General features: G+C 48.1%; 15 protein-coding genes and 1 pseudogene. 13 read left to right on the forward strand and 3 right to left on the reverse strand.

Annotated elements, in window-relative coordinates:
- The first annotated feature begins 5 nt into the window (after positions 1 to 5).
- The 4 genes from ICC18_RS29580 to ICC18_RS29595 all read left to right on the forward strand — a co-directional run bounded on the left by ICC18_RS29580 (position 6) and on the right by ICC18_RS29595 (position 4,307).
- Positions 6 to 191, forward strand: a complete 186-nt coding sequence (locus ICC18_RS29580; RefSeq protein ID WP_188178019.1) for a hypothetical protein — start codon at positions 6 to 8, stop codon at positions 189 to 191.
- A 116-nt stretch (positions 192 to 307) separates the two neighbouring features.
- Positions 308 to 670: a glycine zipper domain-containing protein gene (locus ICC18_RS29585; RefSeq protein WP_188178020.1), complete on the forward strand. Its 363-nt coding sequence runs from the start codon at positions 308 to 310 to the stop codon at positions 668 to 670.
- Between the two features lie 90 nt (positions 671 to 760).
- A complete protein-coding gene (gene ppk1, locus ICC18_RS29590; protein ID WP_188178021.1) occupies positions 761 to 2,902 on the forward strand; it encodes a polyphosphate kinase 1 in 2,142 nt (713 codons plus the stop codon).
- Positions 2,903 to 3,056: 154 nt separating this feature from the next.
- The gene (locus ICC18_RS29595) at positions 3,057 to 4,307 is read left to right on the forward strand and encodes an ATP-binding protein (RefSeq protein WP_188178022.1); all 1,251 of its coding nucleotides are present in this window, start codon (positions 3,057 to 3,059) and stop codon (positions 4,305 to 4,307) included.
- A 99-nt stretch (positions 4,308 to 4,406) separates the two neighbouring features.
- Here the strand turns inward: ICC18_RS29595 and ICC18_RS29600 are convergent, their stop codons facing one another.
- Complete coding sequence (locus ICC18_RS29600) at positions 4,407 to 5,294, reverse strand: LysR family transcriptional regulator (RefSeq protein WP_188178023.1); 888 nt, start codon at positions 5,292 to 5,294, stop codon at positions 4,407 to 4,409.
- Between the two features lie 115 nt (positions 5,295 to 5,409).
- On the opposite strand from ICC18_RS29600, the gene tkt reads away from it, so the two are divergent.
- The gene (tkt, locus tag ICC18_RS29605; RefSeq protein ID WP_188178024.1) at positions 5,410 to 7,437 is read left to right on the forward strand and encodes a transketolase; all 2,028 of its coding nucleotides are present in this window, start codon (positions 5,410 to 5,412) and stop codon (positions 7,435 to 7,437) included.
- A gap of 34 nt (positions 7,438 to 7,471) precedes the next feature.
- The gene (gene fsa / locus ICC18_RS29610; protein ID WP_188178025.1) at positions 7,472 to 8,128 is read left to right on the forward strand and encodes a fructose-6-phosphate aldolase; all 657 of its coding nucleotides are present in this window, start codon (positions 7,472 to 7,474) and stop codon (positions 8,126 to 8,128) included.
- A gap of 45 nt (positions 8,129 to 8,173) precedes the next feature.
- Here fsa and cysC read toward each other — a convergent pair whose 3' ends face one another.
- Positions 8,174 to 8,788: an adenylyl-sulfate kinase gene (cysC, locus tag ICC18_RS29615; protein ID WP_188178026.1), complete on the reverse strand. Its 615-nt coding sequence runs from the start codon at positions 8,786 to 8,788 to the stop codon at positions 8,174 to 8,176.
- A 188-nt stretch (positions 8,789 to 8,976) separates the two neighbouring features.
- Here cysC and ICC18_RS29620 point away from each other — a divergent pair, with 188 nt between their 5' ends.
- From ICC18_RS29620 to ICC18_RS29645, 6 genes and pseudogenes are all read left to right on the forward strand, one after another.
- Positions 8,977 to 9,468 (forward strand): NanQ anomerase/TabA/YiaL family protein, encoded by a 492-nt coding sequence (locus tag ICC18_RS29620; RefSeq protein ID WP_188178027.1) that lies wholly within the window; start codon positions 8,977 to 8,979, stop codon positions 9,466 to 9,468.
- 158 nt (positions 9,469 to 9,626) lie between these two features.
- A complete protein-coding gene (locus tag ICC18_RS29625) occupies positions 9,627 to 11,411 on the forward strand; it encodes a sensor histidine kinase (RefSeq protein WP_188178028.1) in 1,785 nt (594 codons plus the stop codon).
- Positions 11,412 to 11,415: 4 nt separating this feature from the next.
- Entirely contained in the window at positions 11,416 to 12,951 is a 1,536-nt protein-coding gene (locus ICC18_RS29630; RefSeq protein ID WP_188178029.1) for a response regulator transcription factor, read from the forward strand.
- 210 nt (positions 12,952 to 13,161) lie between these two features.
- Complete coding sequence (locus ICC18_RS29635) at positions 13,162 to 14,124, forward strand: ABC transporter permease (RefSeq protein WP_188178030.1); 963 nt, start codon at positions 13,162 to 13,164, stop codon at positions 14,122 to 14,124.
- A gap of 23 nt (positions 14,125 to 14,147) precedes the next feature.
- Entirely contained in the window at positions 14,148 to 15,029 is an 882-nt protein-coding gene (locus ICC18_RS29640) for a carbohydrate ABC transporter permease (protein ID WP_376745678.1), read from the forward strand.
- Between the two features lie 68 nt (positions 15,030 to 15,097).
- Positions 15,098 to 16,808, forward strand: a pseudogene (locus ICC18_RS29645) (ABC transporter substrate-binding protein).
- Positions 16,809 to 17,052: 244 nt separating this feature from the next.
- Here the strand turns inward: ICC18_RS29645 and ICC18_RS29650 are convergent.
- Positions 17,053 to 17,943 carry a helix-turn-helix domain-containing protein gene (locus ICC18_RS29650; protein WP_188178032.1) on the reverse strand — a complete coding sequence of 297 codons (891 nt, stop codon included), beginning with the start codon at positions 17,941 to 17,943 and terminating at the stop codon, positions 17,053 to 17,055.
- Between the two features lie 145 nt (positions 17,944 to 18,088).
- On the opposite strand from ICC18_RS29650, the gene yicI reads away from it, so the two are divergent.
- Entirely contained in the window at positions 18,089 to 20,413 is a 2,325-nt protein-coding gene (yicI, locus tag ICC18_RS29655) for an alpha-xylosidase (RefSeq protein ID WP_188178033.1), read from the forward strand.
- The last annotated feature ends 4 nt before the right edge of the window (positions 20,414 to 20,417 follow it).

Here is a 20,417-nt window from a genome sequence, read left to right on the forward strand (position 1 = left end):
TGTAAATGAATAAATCACTATTCGGCATTATTCTGGGTTCTGCGGCAATTGCTCTTGCTATGTCCCCGAAAGGGAGAAAAGCCGCACGCAAACTTGCGGTTAAAGGAACAGGGGCATTCCTCGATATGAAGGATCAAATCAAAGAGGCCGCTCAGCTTCAATCCGTGCTTAGAGACAGCAAGAGAGAATGAGAGAAGCCGATTGTCTAATGTTAGTTAATGGAAAATATTTTCAACACACAAACCAAAGATTTTCTGGACAATCGGGCACAATCTTACTGTGAGATACAAAAAAAGGAGCGATGAACATGTTACAGGGCGGTTCTTTATGGGCAGGTCTTATTTCCGGAGGGTTATCTCAATTCCAGGATACGAGAGATTTAACGACCGGACACATGAATGCAAAAGAATATACGGTCAAAACGACGGGTAACGTGACCGGAGCTCTTGGCGTAATGGCAGGTATTGAATATGGAGCGATGCTTGGAACGACGGTATTACCTGGAGTAGGGACAGTTGTTGGGTCGATTGTCGGTGGGTTAGTGGGTAACAGTTTGGGTCATTCGCTCGGAACGCAAGCCGGCAATGCGCTTGTTAATAATCGTTTATTGAATAATGTAACGAAGTCGGTAATGCCATCTTCAGAGAATGGGTCAGCACATCAAGTATAAGCATGATTCCTAATAAGGAAGCATCTTCTATCACTCGCTAACTCTACAACTATAGCGGGTTTTTCTCTATTTTCATAAGAAAGGTAAGATATGAACAAATACATCAATCGCGATTTAAGCTGGCTTCAATTCAACAGACGCGTTCTTGAAGAAGCTCAAGATAACAATACTCCACTGCTCGAACGAGCCAAATTTTTATCGATCGTATCGACCAATCTGGATGAATTTGTAAGCGTTAGAGTTGCCGGAATTATGGATAAAATCAAAGCGGGGAATGTTGAATCGGATTTTACAGGGTTCACGCCCCCGGAATTGCTTAATGAAATAGAAAGAATGATAGATCAACTGATTAAGGACCAGTATCAAGCACATGACCGTATAATCAGATTGCTTAAGAATGAAGGTATTGCTTTTACAACTTATGGCGAATTGGATGACGATCAAAAAAAGGAAATGGAAGCCTATTATTTTCAATGGGTTTTCCCTGTATTAACACCTTTAGCCGTTGATAAAAGCCGCCCTTTTCCCTTGGTTCGCTCCAAAAGCGTTTATTTAGCTGTTGTTCTTAAGCAATCTGCCGATATATCGGATATGGAAACACATGTTGCCCTGGTTGAAATTCCAGCTAATTTATCGCGATTTATCGAAGTCTCTTCCCAAATAGACAGTAAAAAGCGATACTTTATTCTGCTCGAAGATTTGATAAAGGGACATATGCATACCTTATTTAATCTGTATTCGCCTGTTGCTTTCCATTCATTTCGCTTAACCCGCAATGCCGATTTGGTGGTGGATGAGGAAGGATCGGATGATCTTCTTGATGAAATGGAAAAGGTGCTACGAAAGAGAAAGCGGGGGACTCCGGTTCGATTGGAGATCGAAAAGGGTTTTGATCTTGCTGCGCTAGAGCTTATTAAAAACGAACTGGAAATCGATCATCATCTGCTGATTACAGCTGAAGGACCAGTGGATTTGAGTTTCTACATGCAATTTGCAAGCTCGATAACGGGTTATGAACATCTCAAGTATCCGAAATTTGAGCCGATGTATCCCCGGGAATTTTCACATACAGACGATTTTTTTTCCGTACTCCGGAAGAGGGATGTTGTTGTTTATCATCCGTACGAATCATTTGAAGCCGTAACTGATTTTATCGGGCAATCGGCCGCCGATCCGGATGTTTTGGCCATTAAAATGACTTTATACCGGGTAAATGGCGATTCGAGGATTATTCAGGCACTTATCCGTGCAGCAGAAGCGGGTAAACAAGTTACCGTGATTGTTGAATTGAAAGCCCGTTTTGATGAAGCGAGAAATATTGAATGGGCTAAAGAATTGGAGAGAGCCGGATGTCATGTTGTGTATGGGTTAGCAGGTTTGAAAATTCATTGCAAAATGACGTTGGTTGTACGCAGGGAAGCGGATTCTTTGAATCGATATATTCACGTAGCATCAGGAAATTATAATGAAGTATCCGCACGATTGTTCACAGATATAGGGCTTTTCACATCCGATCCGGATATATGTGAAGATGTTGCTAATGTATTCAACAAGATAACAGGATTTTACATCCCGAGAAGTTGGCACTACCTGGACGTTGCTCCGACACACTTAAAACAGCGGTTATTTAGTTTAATTAGGCGCGAATCAGAGAATGCTTCTTTAGGAAAAGCGGCAAGAATTATTGTCAAAGTGAACGCTCTGGCTAATCAAGAGGTTACGGATCAGCTATATGCTGCTTCCCAAGCAGGAGTTCGCATTGATCTGATTGTTCGCGGCATATGCACTTTACGTCCCGGGATCCCAGGTTTAAGCGATAATATTGCCGTTCGCAGCATTGTAGATCGTTTTTTGGAACATTCCCGCGTTTTTTATTTTAAGAATGCGGGTTCCCCTCAAGTATGGGTATCAAGCAGCGACTGGATGACAAGAAATCTGGATCACCGAATTGAATTGATGTGCCCGATTTTAGATCATCGGCAAAAATCAATTCTCATTCACTATTTAATGCTGCTGCTTGATGATAATGTAAAGGCTCGGCAACTACTGCCCGATGGCAGCTATATAAGGGTAGACAATCAAAAGCTATCTTGCCGCAGCCAGTTGGAGGCCAAGGATCTAGTTATGGTGAAATATAGTAGTTCTGCTATTCCAATGAAAGATGAGGAAATTGCCGTACCTCTAGAAAATTATATAGAACATGACAATCATAAGCCGGTTATTTATCATTGAAGGAATTAAAGATGTCGATTCCGAAGTCAAGAAGAAATTTAGCTTCCAGTAATTGGAAATTAGTCTGCCAAATAAAATTTTATCTGGCAGACTTTTATTATTTAATGGTACTGTAGGTGTAATAAAGGTATCGAGCAGGGGGATTTATGGAGAAATGATCAACGACTACAGAGATTTACTGCTGAATTTATTCCTAGTTTTCCTACCGATAACTTTGTATGCGAATGTAATCAAAGCAGATCGAACGCAACTATATAATCGGGCTTTCACGTTTGTCCTTTTTTGTGCTGCGCTCATTTTGACGATGTCTTTTCCTGTTGTTATTAATCAATCTACGTTTGATTTCCGCGCTGTTCCGCTGGCTATCGGGTCATTATACGGGGGCGTTTATGTCTCGATTTTGCTATATGCCTGTTTAATGGTCTACCGTTTCATCCTTGGAAGTCTTAATTCCGTGGAATATTTCTTCTCGATCGTTCCTACTTTTATTGCGATCCTCTGGTTTATAAGAAAGTTTCCGGCTTTTACTTTGTATCAAAAAATATTTTCATCAGTACTCGTCTATTTCATTATTCGTGTAGGTTCGTTCATTACATATTCGTACCTGACCAATAACCTAGGCTCTATGGCAAGGAACACATTGATTGAAATCATATTGTTTCAATGCTTCGTATCAGGCATTTTTGTTTATATTTTGGAGGTTTTCAAGAAAAACTCCCGCTTGCGCGAAGAAATTATGAAGAGCGAGAAGATCAAAATCGTCAGCGAAATTGCCGCATCCGTCGCTCATGAGGTCAGGAATCCGTTAACTTCGGTCAGAGGCTTCATTCAATTAATGGGCAAGGACGATCTATCGAAAGAGAACAGGCGCTACTACCAAAAAATATGTTTGGATGAGCTGGATCGGGCGCAGCAAATCATTTCTGATTATTTAACCTTCGCCAAACCGGATCCCGAAAAAATAGAAGAAATTCATGTGGCCCAAGAAATCGATTATGTGACGAACGTCCTGATCTCCTATGCCAACTATCAAAATGTGCAAATCATCAAACAAATGCCTGAGGAACAGCTTTATATTCTCGGCGACAAATTTAAACTGCGTCAGGCACTCATCAATATTGGAAAAAACAGCATTGAAGCCATGCCGGACGGAGGGCATTTAACTTTCACGCTTCGTAAAATAAACAAGTACGTCTTGATATCGATAGCCGATACGGGTGTGGGCATGACCGCGGAACAAATCAATCGGCTGGGGACTCCCTATTATTCGACCAAAGATAAGGGGACAGGCCTGGGTACGATGGTTTCCTTCAGTATCATTCGCAAGATGCACGGAAAGATCGAGGTCACAAGTGAAAAAGGAAAAGGGACGACGCACGAGATTTCCCTGGAAATGATGGTCTGACCTCCAAGATTACCGATTTTCTATGAGCCGTCGGGAGGAGCTGATCGAGCGGTTCGAAAGCTGGCTGACGCCTGCCTCAACCCGCGAGGCATGACAGTTTCAATCTGCCGGTTTCTCCAGCTTCGCTACAAAAGCCGCCGCGCTATTAGAGAGCGGCATATTTTTCAGCGTAATAATGCCGATTTTGGTAGAGGGAATAACGACATCCAGCTTCACTTCAAATAAGGTGCCTTCTTCCAGCTCCTTGGCGACGAATTCTTTGGTAACGAAAGAGACGCCGAAGCCGATTTTGGCAAATTCGATGAGGAGATCGACGCTGCCGAGCTCGATTTCGGGCTCCAGGATGAGCCCGTGCTCCTGGAATAAGCGGGTGATGAATTTACGCGAGCTGCTGTTCCGCGAAAACAGAATGATCGGGTAGCTCAACAGCTTGGAGAGTGATACGCGATGTTTACTGAGCTCACGATACTTTGGCCCCGTGACAAAGCAATCCTGAATCGTGATGCCTTCGCGGACTTGCAGCTGATCATCAAGTATCGGCGTCCGTACGATGCCCATATCGATCTTGCCTTCCTTCAGCTGCTTCACGATTTCCGGCGTTGTGCCGTTCACGAGGTTGATTTGCACATGCGGGAATTGTTCGTGGAACGATTCCAAGAACGGCAATAAGTAATGTTTGCAAAGGGAGTCGCTGCCGCCGATTTTAATTTCTCCGCTGGAGAAATTACGGAGCTCGCTCAATTTCACCTCCGCTAGAGAGATGAAATTGTAAGCTTGTTCGATATAGGAATACAGGACAGCGCCTTCCTTCGTGAGTTCAACGCCTTTGGACGTCCGGGCGAACAGCTGAAGTCCAAGATTGTCCTCAAGCAGCTTAATGGAGTGGGATACGCTCGGTTGGGTGATGAAGAGTTCTTTTGCAGCTTTGGACAAGCTGCCGGATTTAGCGGTCAGGTAAAAAACTTTATAAAGCTCAAAGTTAATCATATAGACACCTTCTATAGCGAGTATCGAAACTATCAATTATTTGAATGCACTGGCTATCCTTATAATAAAGGGTAGATAGGGCGAACACAAACGAATTGATGGAGGCGAACTTATTTTGAATCAGACGACGGTTTCTATTGAAGAACTGAGCATTAATACGATTAGAACGCTTACAATCGATGCGGTCGAGAAGGCGCAGATGGGTCATCCGGGCATGCCGATGGGGGCGGCACCGATGGCGTACGCGCTCTGGACGCGGCATCTTAAACATAACCCGGTCAACCCAAAGTGGGCAGACCGCGACCGTTTTGTCCTCTCGGCCGGGCATGGCTCGATGCTGCTTTACAGCTTGCTGCACTTAAGCGGGTACGACGTATCGCTGGACGATATCAAGGAGTTCCGCCAGTGGGGCAGCCGTACGCCGGGACATCCCGAGTATGGTCACACGGCGGGCGTAGAAGCGACGACTGGACCTCTCGGTCAAGGCGTAGCGATGGCAGTCGGCATGGCGATGGCCGAAGCGCATCAGGCTTCGGTGTACAACCGGGAAGGCTTCCCGATCGTCGATCACTATACGTATTCGATCTGCGGTGACGGCGACTTGATGGAAGGCGTATCGAGCGAAGCCGCTTCGCTTGCAGGCCATCTGAAGCTCGGCAAGCTTATCGTGCTCTACGATTCGAATGACATCTCGCTGGATGGCGAGCTGAACATGTCGTTTTCCGAGAATGTACGGACACGCTTTGAATCGTACGGGTGGCAGTATTTACGCGTTGAGGAGCAAAACAACGTCGACGCGATCTCCGCAGCGATCGCGGAAGGGAAGGCGGATCCGGGCCGTCCGACCCTGATCGAGATCAAAACAACGATCGGCTACGGCAGTCCGAACAAAGCCGGCAAAGGCGGTCACGGCGGCACGCACGGCAGTCCGCTCGGCAAGGAAGAGCTGCTGCTGACCAAGCAGGCGCTCGGTTGGCCGACGGAGCCGGATTTCTACGTGCCGGCTGAGGTTGTAGAGCACTTCGCCCGCTATAAGCAGCAGGGCGCGGAAGCCGAACATAGCTGGGAGCAGCTGTGGAATGAGTACGGGCAAGCTTATCCTGAGCTAGCCAAGCAGTTCGAGCTCGCTGCGCGCGGCGAGCTGCCTGCGGATTGGAACGCCGATGTGCCACGCTTCGGCGCTGATAGCGGCGCGGTCTCGACGCGCACCGCGTCCGGGAAAGTGCTGAACGCGCTGGCTCGGCGCGTGCCTTATCTCGTTGGAGGCTCCGCCGACTTGGCGAGCTCCAACATGACGATGCTGAACGACGCCGGGAACTTCAGCGCCGCCAACTATAGCGGCCGCAACTTCTGGTTCGGCGTTCGCGAATTCGCGATGGGCGCAGCGTTGAACGGCATGCTGCTGCACGGCGGTTTGCGCGCCTTCGGCGGCACGTTCCTCGTGTTCAGCGACTACCTGCGCGGCGCGATTCGCTTGTCCGCACTGATGAAGCAGCCTGTCGCGTATGTGTTCACGCACGACAGCATCGCAGTCGGCGAAGACGGACCGACGCACCAGCCGATCGAGCAGATCCCCTCCTTGCGGATGATCCCGGATCTGACGTTGTTCCGTCCGGCGGATGCCAACGAAACGGCGGCAGCTTGGGAGTACGTGATGCAAGCGAAGGAAGGTCCGTTTGTGTTCGCGCTCTCCCGCCAGAACTTGCCGGTGCTTCCGGGCACGGATACGCTCGCTTTTGCCAACATCAAGTACGGCGCATACGTCTTGTCCGATGCTGCCGAAGGCGCTCAGCCTGACGTTCAGCTGATCGCAACCGGCTCTGAAGTCAGTTTGGCGCTTGACGTTCAGAAACAATTGGCTCAAGATGGAATTAGAGCTCGCGTGATCTCGATGCCAAGCCGTGAACTGTTCGAGCAGCAGCCACCTGATGTACAGCAATCCATCCTTTTGCCGCACGTGAAAGCGAACGTGGTGCTGGAGATGGCTTACCCTGCCGGATGGGATGATATCACAGGCGGCGAGGGCTTCGTCGTCGGAATCCGTAAATTCGGAGCATCAGCGAAAGCCGATAAAGTGATTCGCGAGTATGGTTTTACAGCAGAAGCGATCGTACAACAAATCAGACAGAAGTATTTCCAATAACGGCCCATAACGGGAGAAAAGGCAGGGATACGAAATGAAATTGTTTATCGACACAGCTAATGTAGAGGAAATCCGCAAAGCGCACGAGCTTGGCGTTGTTGCTGGCGTTACAACTAACCCCTCGCTGATCGCGAAAGAGGGAAGAGACTTCTTCGAAACCGTGAAGGAGATTGTCTCCATTGTCGGTGAAGTGCCGATCAGTGCGGAAGTCATTTCTTTAAAAGCCGATGAAATGATCGAGCAGGGTAAGAAGCTTGCTGAACTTGGTTCAAGCATCGTGATCAAGCTTCCGATGACGGCTGACGGTTTGAAGGCAACTAACGTATTTAGCAAACTGGGTATCCCGACGAATGTGACCTTGATTTTCAGCTCTACGCAGGCACTGCTGGCTGCCCGTGCAGGAGCGACATACGTGTCCCCATTCATCGGCCGTCTCGATGATATCAACCAGATCGGCATGAATTTGATCAAAGAAATCAGCCAGATTTTCCAAGTACATGGCATTAAGTCAGAAATTATTGCAGCAAGCGTGCGTCATTCAGCTCACGTGATTGAAGCGGCTCTGGCCGGGTCTCATATTGCAACGGTACCTTATAAAGTTATTGAATCCATGATTAAGCACCCATTAACCGATGCCGGAATCGAAAGATTTTTGGCGGATTGGGAAGGCGCGAAGCAAAATAGTTTTTAAAAGAATGAGGGCTCGCCTGTAAAAGGCGGGTCTTTTTTTCACGCGCTAATCCTGTAAATATTGATAAGTTCGTAAATACTGCATGATCTGTTCAGCGGATTCTATAAGCGTCTGGGAATCCGTCTGAATGACGATTTCAGGCTGCAAAGGCGGTTCGTAGGGAGCTGAGATTCCTGTAAATTCACGGATCTCTCCTGTTCTCGCTTTCTTATACAGACCCTTAGGGTCACGCTGCTCACAAACGTCCAGCGGACATTTTACATAGACCTCAATAAAATCCCCAGCTTCAAACAAGGCCCGTGCTGCATCGCGGTCAACTCTGTATGGCGAAATCAGGCTTAGTAAAGTTATGATTCCGGCGTCAACAAATAGCTTGGCTGCTTCTGCGCTGCGCCGAATGTTTTCTCTCCTGTCGTCGGCGGAAAAACCAAGGTCACGATTCAACCCGTGCCGCAGATTATCTCCGTCCAATACATACGCAGAGACGTTTCTCTCAAAAAGCAACCGTTCGATTTCGAAGGAAATCGAAGATTTACCGGAACCGGATAGCCCAGTAAGCCATATGATACAGCCTTTATGCCGATTACGGTGATAACGGTCGGATTTCATAACCTTACTTTGCTGGCGGTATATGTGTTTTTGATCCGTTTCATTTTCCATCCAAGACTCCCCCTGTTGGTTTAATAAGGGTTAACATTATAATGTATGGATAATTAAGATCCAATTCTTGTACAAATCGACTAATGAAACATACCATATTAGAGCGCTCAGGAAATTGCACGGTGTTGGACTGTAATCGGTGGTTGCATTAATATAAACGGTATGTGTGAACAGAAAGGGGTTTTCGTATGATTATTAGCGACATTCTGCATTTTGAACAAGAGCGCCACCTGTTGCCGCCGGCGGTGCAAAGAGGCATCGAATACATTCTGAGCCATAATCTGAGTGAAGCCGAACTCGGGAGACATCCGCTTGAAGGGGACAACGGGGACTTGATGTTTGCCAACGTACAGGAATCCATTACCTGCCCGAAGCAGGAACAGAAGCCGGAATCTCATGCTATCTATACCGATATACAATTTCTGGTCAGCGGCGAAGAGCGGTTATGCGTCTACAAACTCCAGCCGGACGTCAAAATCGTAGACAATAAATTCGACTCGCACGATATTGCCTTTTACGAATTAGAAGCGAAGCACCTTGAAACTGATATTATTTTGAAACCAGGCATGTATGCGGTCTTCTTTCCTTCGGATATTCATCGGCCGAACTGCTCGGTGCAAGAGCAGACGACGAACAAAAAAATCGTAGTCAAAATTCATAGTGATCTTCTGCAGCTTTAACCCGATTCCAGTATCTGAACTTTCCGAAGGCCATATCTCGTGGCTGCGGAAAGTTTCTTTAATTTTCACATGAAGCTCACTAATTGTTCCCATATCCCGATGGATGCAACTGTATTATAATGATGAATACAATAATTTTTCGCCAAGTGGTGATCCCGATGCTCCAAACATTCATGAAAAAAACGAACAATATCCGCATCAAACATAAGATCATTCTGGCATTCATTCTGGTCGTTGTAATTCCTGTATTAATCGTCGGCGTGTTCCTGACGAATGCGTTCCGGCAATCCGTGCTGAACGATGCGATAGGACAGACTTCGAACAACGTCGAAAAAATCAATAAACATGCCTCCGATATTCTTCGAATTCCCATCGAAATTTCCAGCAAACTGATGATTGACCCGAGACTGGAACGTATCGTCAATACGCAATATCAATCCATATACGAAGTTGTAAGCGCTTATAAAGAGTTTCAGGACTTTACCGACTTTGTCAAACTATACAAAGAGGTCGATAATGTCCGCTTTTACACGACCAATCCGACACTGCTTAACAATTGGAGTTTCATCCAACCCACGCCGGAGATTACGGATAGTTTCTGGTATCAGGAAGCGATGAACAAAAAGACGGAGAAAATCAGCTGGTATTTCATCGAGGATGAAACGAAGAACAACCGGAAATTGCTCAGTCTGGTGAAACGCATTTATTTTGCCAACTACCGTTCCAGCGGGGTTCTGGTTATTGATGTCAATCAGGATGAGTTGAATGCGATCGTCAGCCACGAGCTGTTCGATACGATGATTATGGATGGAAAAGGAACGATTGTCGCTGCCAAAAATACCGATTGGGTAGGCAAGCAGTTGGGCGATCTCGATTTTGGCAAGGATTTCCCGGATAAACCGGAAGGCACCTATCAAACGAAATTCAAGGGCAAGGACTCTAAAGTCGTGATCAACGATCTCATACCGACGCTAAGCGACAGCGGATTGCGAATTGTATCCGTATTCACGGTGGAAAGCATCGTCGGCGAAGCCAACAAGATCATCTACATGGGCCTGTATATTACATTAGCCAGCTTATTGGTTGCATTGGTTCTCATTTATTTTTCTTCACATATGCTGACTTCCCGGATGCTCCAATTAAATAAGCAAATCAATAAAGTAGCGCTGGGAGACTTGAACGCAACCTCGGAAATTGACGGTTATGATGAGATCGGCATGCTCTCGAGGCAATTCAATAATATGGTGCGAAGCATCCGGGAGCTGATGGACGAGGTTCATGAGTCGAACCGGATCAACAACCAGCTCGAGCTGCGGCAAAAAGAGATCAAGCTGAAAATGATGGCGAGTCAAATCAATCCGCATTTCCTGTTCAATGCGCTGGAATCGATCCGCATGAAAGCCCATCTGAAGGGGGAGGCCGAAATATCGGGCATCGTCCGGACGCTGGGGAAGCTGATGCGCAAGAAGCTCGAAATCATGGGCAGCTTGATCCCGCTGAAGGATGAGCTGGAGATGGTTCGCTGCTACCTGGACATACAGCAGTTCCGCTTTGGGGATCGGCTCACCTATGAAATCCATCCGGATCCGGCAGCCGGCGACAAGAAAATTACGCCTCTTATCGTACAGCCGATCGTGGAAAATGCCGTTATTCATGGACTTGAATTCATCGAGACGGGCGGCATGGTTCGGGTTCTGGCAGCTGTGAACGATAACCATTTGCGCATTGACGTGATCGATAACGGTATCGGCATTAGCGCGTCTAGATTGCTAGAGATTGAGCAGTCGCTAAACGATATGGAAGATAAGAAGGAGCACAGGATCGGCATGCGCAACGTGCATCAACGGCTGAAACTTATGTATGGCGATGCCTACGGCTTGTCGATTGTGACAGAGGAAGGCAAGGGGACGCGGATTCACTTTTCAATACCTATTCAGGGGTGAGTGTATGTACAAAGTATTGATTGTTGACGATGAGCCTACGATTCGCGCGGGTTTGCAAACTTTGATCGATTGGGAGCATTATGGCTTCAAGGTTGTGGGAGATGCGATGAACGGGCGGGAAGCGCTGAGCAAATATGACGAGCTGGCGCCTCACCTCATCATCATCGACATACGCATGCCGGTCATGGATGGGCTGCAGGTGATTGAGCAGATTCGCGCAACGGACACTTCATGCCGGTTCCTCATTCTGACGGGATACGCCGATTTCGAGTACGCGAAGAGGGCCATTCTCGGGCGTGTGGACGGCTACATTCTCAAGCCGGTGGATGAGGAGGAAATGATCGCTGAACTCGTACGCGTTCACAAGCATTTACAAAAGCAAGACGAGTTAGAGAATATAACCGCACAAAGTGCGAGCAGGCGCAGAGAGGAACTCATACAAGCTTTGCTTGCTGCCGATACAGTGCAGCTGCAGCTTCCCTCCGCTGATCTTGAAGGCTTGATCGGTGCGTCGAAGGGAGGGTATCAAGTACTCTTGATTCAGCCTGCTACAACGCAAGCCTCTGATTCCCGTCTCTATTCGACGATCAAACAAGGCCTCATCGATAAATTCGAGAGTGCCGAACGCGGTGTTGTTTTTAGCTCGCATTCCTGTCTTGGCATTCTTTTGAAGGAGCCGGTTGCAGATGCGCGTGCAAGGAGAACCGTCTATAGTGAGATACGATCCTGCTTACCGGAGATTTCGTTTCACGTTGCAATAGGATCTGCAGTCAAGCAAATCAAAGATGTTAGCGTTTCCTTCCAGGAAGCCGCTGAATTGCTGACCTATCATTATCTGTGCGCCGATGAGCTTATCGTGCGGCATAACGTGAACCTTGACGGCGACCATCCTGCGATACCGGATATGGCCTCCCTCGCCGAGAAGCTCTACTATGCGATTGATCTGGGCAACAGAGAAAGCCTGGAGCGTTTGCTTGAGCGGACAGGCGCTGAGCTTGTTGCCTGCGACCGCAGCGAGTCTGGTTTGAAGACGAACTATGCGCAGCTCACTTCGCTGGCTTTGAATAAGCTGGCCGGACAAAATGATAAAACGTATACGATTGTGCAGGACTCTATGTCCATCATTGCGCAAATTTATGTACAGCCGAATTTGGCTGCGCTGCAAGCGTGCCTTCGCCGGCAATTATGCGACTTAGCGTCACGGATCAGCGGCTCCGGCAATGAGCCCGTCCTGAAACAAGTCATGGATTTCATCGAGCGGCATTATGCCGAGAACTTGAAGCTGGATACGTTAGCCGAGCTGTTCAATTATACGAGCGGGTATTTAGGCAAAATTTTCAAAAATTACACAGGCGCTCACTTTCATACCTACCTGGATCAAGTCCGCATCCGGAAAGCGATCGAGCTGCTGGGCGAAGGCCTCAAGGTGCACCAGGTCGCCGAGCGCGTCGGCTATGCGAACGCAGACTATTTTCACAGCAAGTTCAAGAAGTATGTGGGCGAATCGCCCTCGTCGTATAAAGGAAAAGCGGCGAAGTAATTACCATTAGTTAGCGAAATTCCGACAACCCGGTATAAACCGCGGCCGATTCCTTTTTGCTAAGGGTCGGCCTTTTTACGCCGGCAGCTCGATCCGTCAAAATGCAAGCGCTATTTTGACATGATTAGAAGACGAATTTGCGCGGTATTATGAACGTGCGGCTTTCAGTAACATTAAGCTATCAGCAAAGGTAATGCTAGGAGGGACTAAATGAAAACGCTAACTACCGACCAATCCGTCCTCCTCGGAGAGACGAAGAGGCGTTCGAAATTCTGGAAAAAAATGCTCCGCCAGCGGTATCTCTATTTGATGTCGATCCCATTTGTCATATGGATTTTTATCTTTAATTATGTCCTTTTATGGGGATGGCTCATGGCTTTCCAGAAATTCAAACCCGGTAAGTCCATTCTTGAACAGCAGTGGGTCGGGTTGGATAACTTCAGGCAGCTGTTTACGGATGAGAGGTTCTACCTCGTGCTTCGCAATACACTGGGGATGAGTATCATGGGACTTATTGTGAGTTTTACGATCCCAGTCCTGTTTGCCGTCATGATGGACGAGCTTCGGGGTCACTTATTCAAACGAACGATTCAGACGATCGCGTATTTGCCGCATTTTGTATCCTGGGTTGTGGTAGCCGGCATTGTGACCAAGATGCTTTCTATCGAAGGAGGCGCGGTCAATGAATTGCTCATGCAGCTGCATATCATTGATCAACCGGTGCAGTTCATGGCCAAAGGCAGCTGGTTTTGGAGCATCGTCACTGTCTCCGACATGTGGAAAGAGACAGGCTGGAACTCGATTATTTTCCTGGCAGCTATGGCAGGCATCGACCCCGAGCAGTACGAGGCGGCCACGATGGATGGCGCCGGCCGTTTTCGCCGGATCTGGCACATCACGCTTCCCGGCATTCGTACGACGTTCATGGTCGTATTCATCCTGTCGATCGGCAACCTGATCAGCATCGGATTCGAGAAGCAGTACCAACTGCAAAACCAGCTCGTTACGGACTATTCGGAAGTACTTGAAATTTATGCGCTCAAATATGGCATCCAGTTAGGACGATTTTCTTACGGAACGGCGATCAGCATATTCAGCTCTGTCGTCAGCGTCCTACTCGTCATCACGGCGAATTCGATCTACAAGAAGGTCACCAAAGAGACCGTTATTTAGGAGGGCAAGTCATGCCTGCGCATATGAAAAGAAACTATACGGAGCTCGCTTTCGACGTGCTGCTCTATATCATCATGATCTTGGTGACGATTGCCACCCTGTATCCGTTTCTGAATGTTCTCGCCATATCCCTCAATGATTCCGTGGATACGGTCAAAGGCGGCATTTATATTTGGCCAAGGGAGTTCACCCTGCAAAATTATAAAACGATTTTCCGCTATCCGGGGCTCATCACGGGCTTCCAGAATTCCGTTTTGCGAACGGTTATCGGTTCGGTGTTAGGCGTTCTTAGCGCTTCCATGGTCGCTTACGTTCTGGCGCGCAAAGATTTTCAAGCACGCAGGCCGATGTCCGTCATGTTCGCGATGACGCTATACTTTTCAGGCGGTTTGGTGCCCGTATATATGCTGATGCGGAACCTGCATTTGATCAACACGTTCTGGATTTATATTTTACCCGGACTTTTAGGCGTATGGTATGTATTCGTGATCCGATCCTATATGGACGGGCTGCCTTACGAGCTGCAGGAGTCGGCCAAGATCGACGGCGCCAATGATTTCATGATTTTTTGGAAAATCATACTGCCGCTTTGTAAGCCTGTGTTAGCAACAATCGCTCTGTTTATTGCGGTAGGCCACTGGAATTCATGGTTCGATACCCTGCTCTATAATAGTACCAATGAGAAATTAACCACACTCCAGTATGAGCTAAATAAGGTGCTGCTAAGCACGCAATCGGGGAACGAAGCTCACAATCCGAATGCTTCTCAAAGCATCGCGAAGGTTTCGCCGGAATCCATCAAAATGTCGATTACGATGGTGGTGACGCTCCCGATTTTGCTCGTGTATCCGTTCCTGCAAAAATATTTTGTTAAAGGCATCACCCTAGGAGCCGTCAAAAGCTAATCATTGGTAGCTTCAGGTTATCCAATTTTTACAATATATTAGAATCATTAAAGGGAGGACTTTGCTGAATGAAAAAGTATGCTGCAAAAATGACAGCCGTATTGCTTGCCGCAGCTTTAATTACAGTAACCGGCTGCTCCAAGGAGCCAACATCCGGTGCAAATACCGCCCCGGGCAGCAGTTCGTCACCGAACGGTACGGCGGCAAATGCCAACGATAAGACACCGATTACGTTCACGGCGTTTTTCGCCGACCAGAATGCCGATTGGGATAATATGGAGAGCAGGATCGGTAAAGTCATTAAGGAAAAAACAGGCGTCACGCTCAAAGCAGATTTCCCTGTTAGCGCTTCCGATCAAAAGATCGCATTGATGGCTTCCAGCGGCGAGTATCCGGACTTGGTTTTCGGAAAAGGCGGCACGCAGAAGCTGATTGATGCAGGCGCCATGGTAGACCTGGCTCCTCTGATCGAAAAGTACGGACCTAACCTCAAAAAGGTATACGGCGATTATACGAAAAGGCTCCGTTACAGCAATAATGACCATGCGATTTACGTACTCCCGTCTGCCGGCGTGAACCAAAAATATTTTGATTCCGAAGGCGGATTTGAGCTCCAGCATCAAGTCCTCAAAGAGTTAGGATATCCGAAAATCAGAACGGTTCAAGATTTTGAAAACGCCATCAAAACGTATAAAGAAAAACATCCGACCACCACTGACGGTAAACCGACGATCGGTTTATCGCTCAATGCCGACGATTGGCATGCCTTGATATCGGTTACAAACCCTGCCTTTTATGCGACAGGCGCGCCTGACGACGGTGAATTTTATATTGATCAAAACACGTATGAAGCGAAGTTCCATTATCTTCGTCCCGAAGAGAAGGAGTACTTTAAGTGGCTCAACCATATGAACAACATTGGCTTGCTGGATCCCGAAAGCTTCGTGCAAAAGTATGACCAATACAAAGCGAAAATTGCGACTGGCCGCGTCATCGGTTTGATTGACCAAAAATGGGATTATCAAGAGGGTGAAAATGCGCTGAAAAAGGAAGGGAAGTTCGAGCAGACGTATGCGCATTTCCCTGTCACGCTGAATGAGAATTATAAAGATCATGCTTTCCAGGAAACAGGGTATTTGGCAGGCTGGGGGAATGGGCATCACGAAAAAAGCGAAAGATCCGGTTCGCGCGATCAAATTCCTGGATTGGTTAGCGTCCGATGAGGGGCAAATCCTGGTCAACTGGGGTGTTGAAGGCATCGACTATAAGATGGAGAACGGTAAGCGTACCGTGACGCCAGAGACACTTAAGATGCAAATGAACGATCCAAGCGGCTATAAGAAGCAAATCGGTATCGGTAACTACTGGTTCTCGGCCCGCTATGGCGACGGCGTGAAGGATTCAACAGGCAACTACTACACGACGAACTTTACCGAGCAATATATTGAAAGATATTCGCAAGCAGATAAGGATACGCTTAAAGCATACAATGCGAAAACCTATCTGGACCTGTGGCCCAAACCGGAAGAATTTTCTGTCCGCAAATATGGCGCCGCATGGGGCATTCAGATGGAAACAGGCTCTGATTTGCAAGTCATATTCCAGAAATGCGAGGATATTATGAAAAAACGGATCCCGGAAGCGATTCTTTCGAAGCCGGAAGTTTTCGACAAAGTGTGGGACGCTTTCATGGCGGATCTGGAGAAGGCCGGCGTGAAAAAAATGAACGAGCAATTTTCACAGTTGGTCAAAGATAGAGTAAAGCTGTGGAACGAATAAGGGAGCTTTCATTGATGATCAGGTTGTTCGAGACGCATCGAATCCGCCGTGAAACCGAGTTAGAGTGAATATGTGATTTCACGGCAGCTGCAATTGAGGAAAACATGAACACTTGTTCAGAATCCCGGATGGCTGCTGGCCAGAGCGATGAAGAAGAACAGCAAAGGGATCGTGGACGCGTATCGCAGACCAAAGCTGGCCTATGAAACAGTGCGCAGCTTTTACCTCAGAAATGAATGAATGTTTACCGCTGGGATGGGGTTGTAAACGTTTTGCGATAGTCCGTAGGCGTCATGTTTTTCAAGGACTTGAACGTTTTGATGAAATAACTCGGACTCTCGAAGCCGACCTCGCTGGCGACATCGATGATTTTGATCTTAGGGTCTTCCAGGTGTTTCATCGCCTTTTCGACGCGTAGAAAGTTGAGGTATTCGACAGGCGTTTTTTTAACAATGGATTTGAAAAAACGGCAAAAATGCCCTTCGCTCATCGAGATCAGGGAAGCGAGATCCTGAATGAGAATCCGCTCCTTATACTGCGCGTGCATATATTGGAGGACGGGCTTAATCCGCTCGATTTTGGCTGTATCTGACGAGCTTCGGGATAGTTCGGAGTACTGCTCGCCATGCGGAATCAGCTCGGCGAATATCGCCAGCAGGTTTGCCTTGATTTTGAGCTCGAATCCGCGCGGCTTCGCATCGTATTGCTCGATAACGTCCGTGAGAAGCAGAAGCAGCCGCTGCTCCCAAGGGGTGGACGGATGGAACGTATCGGGCAAAATAAGCCGCCGCTCCATCCACGGTTCCATGTATTTGCTCTGGATGACGTCATAGGTGCTGCTGCTGAGCAAATGGGGGTCGAAGACGATCGCATGGAAGAAGGCCGGATGATCCCCCGAAGGGTAACAAGCGTGCAGCTGGCCGCTGGGAATAAGCAGCGCTCCGCCCTGCTGCAGCTCGATGACAGACGTTCCAATATGAAAGCGGGCGCTTCCCTCTGTCATATAGACAAATTCACTCTCACGATGCCAATGATAGTTGAAGAACGTATCGTTTTCTTTTTCCACTTTGTACACGCTAAGCGGGAACATGAGATCACCGTGAATACGGCCTTCCCGCAGGGCTTCGAAATCCATAAGAGCAGTTCCCCCTACATCAAAATTGTTATATTGTCATATCAGCATTCTGCAAGACAATTTGCGGTGATACGGTTACTATTTTAGTTAGAAATGATAAGTAGAATCAATATTATTATAAAATATAACCAAGGAGCTGACATCATTGAAATTTAGTGACGGCCAGTGGATGACCCGGAAAGGGTACCAAATTATAAGTCCTGTTGAAGTGCATGACATCTATACAACGGATCGTTCGCTTACACTATTCGGTCCGCCTAAACCGATCGTTGACCGTTCCGGCGAGCTGGATACGCCGCTAATTGAGGTGAAGCTTTCTTCTCCGCTTCAAGACGTGATCCGCGTGCAAATTTATCATCATAAAGGGAAGCGTCAGGTCGGCCCTTTTTTTACGATCAACACGGATGAGGGCCTTTCGGTTGACGTTCAAGCGAATACGCAAGAAGCAAGTCTGACCAGCGGCAACTTGCGTGCAAGCATTCGCCGGGATCAGCCATGGAACCTTCAGTTCGATTACAACGGACGCAAGCTGACCTCAAGCGGCTTCAAGAGCATGGGGTATGTAATTTCCGATAACGAGGGCGCCTTTGTTCGCGATCAGCTTGATTTGGGTGTTGGAGAAAGCGTTTACGGTCTCGGCGAGAGGTTTACATCGTTTGTGAAAAACGGCCAGAGCGTCGATATCTGGAACCGCGACGGAGGCACGAACTCCGAGCAGTCTTATAAAAATATTCCTTTTTATTTAACCAATAAAGGTTACGGAGTTTTCGTCAATCACCCCGAGAACGTATCGTTTGAGGTTGCCTCTGAAAAAGTATCCAAGGTGCAGTTCAGTGTAGGGGGCGAATACCTGGAGTATTTCCTGATCGGCGGTGCTGACTTGAAGGAAGTACTAAGCAACTACACGACATTAACCGGAAAGCCCGCGCTGCCGCCGGCATGGACGTTCGGTCTTTGGCTGACGACATCGTTCACGACCAACTACGACGAATCAACGGTAACCGGGTTCATCGATGGGATGGCCGAGAGAGAACTTCCGCTGCATGTGTTCCACTTCGACTGCTTCTGGATGAGAGAATTCCATTGGTGCGATTTCGAATGGGATAAACGGATTTTCCCGGAGCCGGAGCAAATGCTCCAGCGTTTGAAAAGCAAAGGCCTGAAAATTTGCGTCTGGATCAACCCTTATATCGCGCAGCGATCCCCCATGTTTGAAGAAGGGATGGCGAACGGTTACCTGATCAAAAGGCCGAACGGCGACGTCTGGCAGTGGGACATGTGGCAGCCGGGCATGGGCATCGTCGACTTCACCAATCCGGCGGCCTGCGAATGGTATGCCGACAAGCTGAGGAAGCTTGTCGATATGGGCGTCGATTCTTTCAAGACAGATTTCGGCGAGCGCATCCCGACGGATGTTGTCTATCACGACGGCTCGGATCCGTTCAAGATGCACAACTATTACACGCAATTGTATAACAAAGTCGTCTTTGACGTACTGGAAGAAAAGCTCGGCAAAGGCGAAGCAGCTTTGTTCGCTCGTTCCGCGACGGCAGGCGGGCAGCAGTTCCCTGTCCATTGGGGCGGCGACTGCACAGCTACTTATGAATCGATGGCCGAAAGCCTGCGCGGCGGCTTATCGCTCGGCTTGTCCGGCTTCGGCTTCTGGAGCCACGATATCGGCGGTTTCGAAAGTACCTCCAGTGCGGATTTATACAAGCGCTGGGCCGCGTTCGGATTGCTTTCCAGCCACAGCCGCCTTCACGGAAGCCGCTCGTACCGGGTTCCTTGGATGTACGATGAAGAAGCGGTTGACGTGCTTCGCCACTTCACGAAGCTCAAGAGCAGGCTGATGCCGTACATCTTCAGCACAGCAGTCGAGGCTTCGCAAAAAGGTCTGCCGCTTATGCGGGCCATGGTATTGGAATTCGCGAATGACCCTACCTGCGATTACTTGGATCGCCAGTATATGATTGGGGATTCTCTGTTGGTTGCTCCGGTCTTTGACGAAACGGGCGTAGCCTCTTACTACTTGCCCGCCGGAACTTGGACCAACTTCCTGACAGGCGCCAAAGTCGAAGGAGGCAGATGGTTCAAGGAACAGCATGACTATTTGAGCATACCGCTCTTCGTGCGTCCAAACACTTTACTCGCTGTTGGTACGGTGGATGAGAAGCCGGATTACGATTACACGTTGCATAGCGAGCACCATCTCTTCGAGCTGGAAGATGGACAGGAAGCCGTATCCCGCGTTTATCATCCGGCAACCAAGGAAGCTGTTACGCTAACTGCTGCGCGCAGCGGCAACATCATTAAAGCTACCGCTGCAGGAGCAGCCTATGGCAGCCGGTGGAGCCTCATTCTAAGAGGAATATCTTCCGTGACAGCTGTGGAAGGCGGAAGGCAGGAAGCGCATGAATTCGGGGTGCGCATAACGGCAACCACTTCCGACAAAGTCATCATAACGGTATGATTAA

Source organism: Paenibacillus sedimenti (genome assembly GCF_014534655.1).
Lineage (GTDB): Bacteria > Bacillota > Bacilli > Paenibacillales > NBRC-103111 > Paenibacillus_E > Paenibacillus_E sedimenti.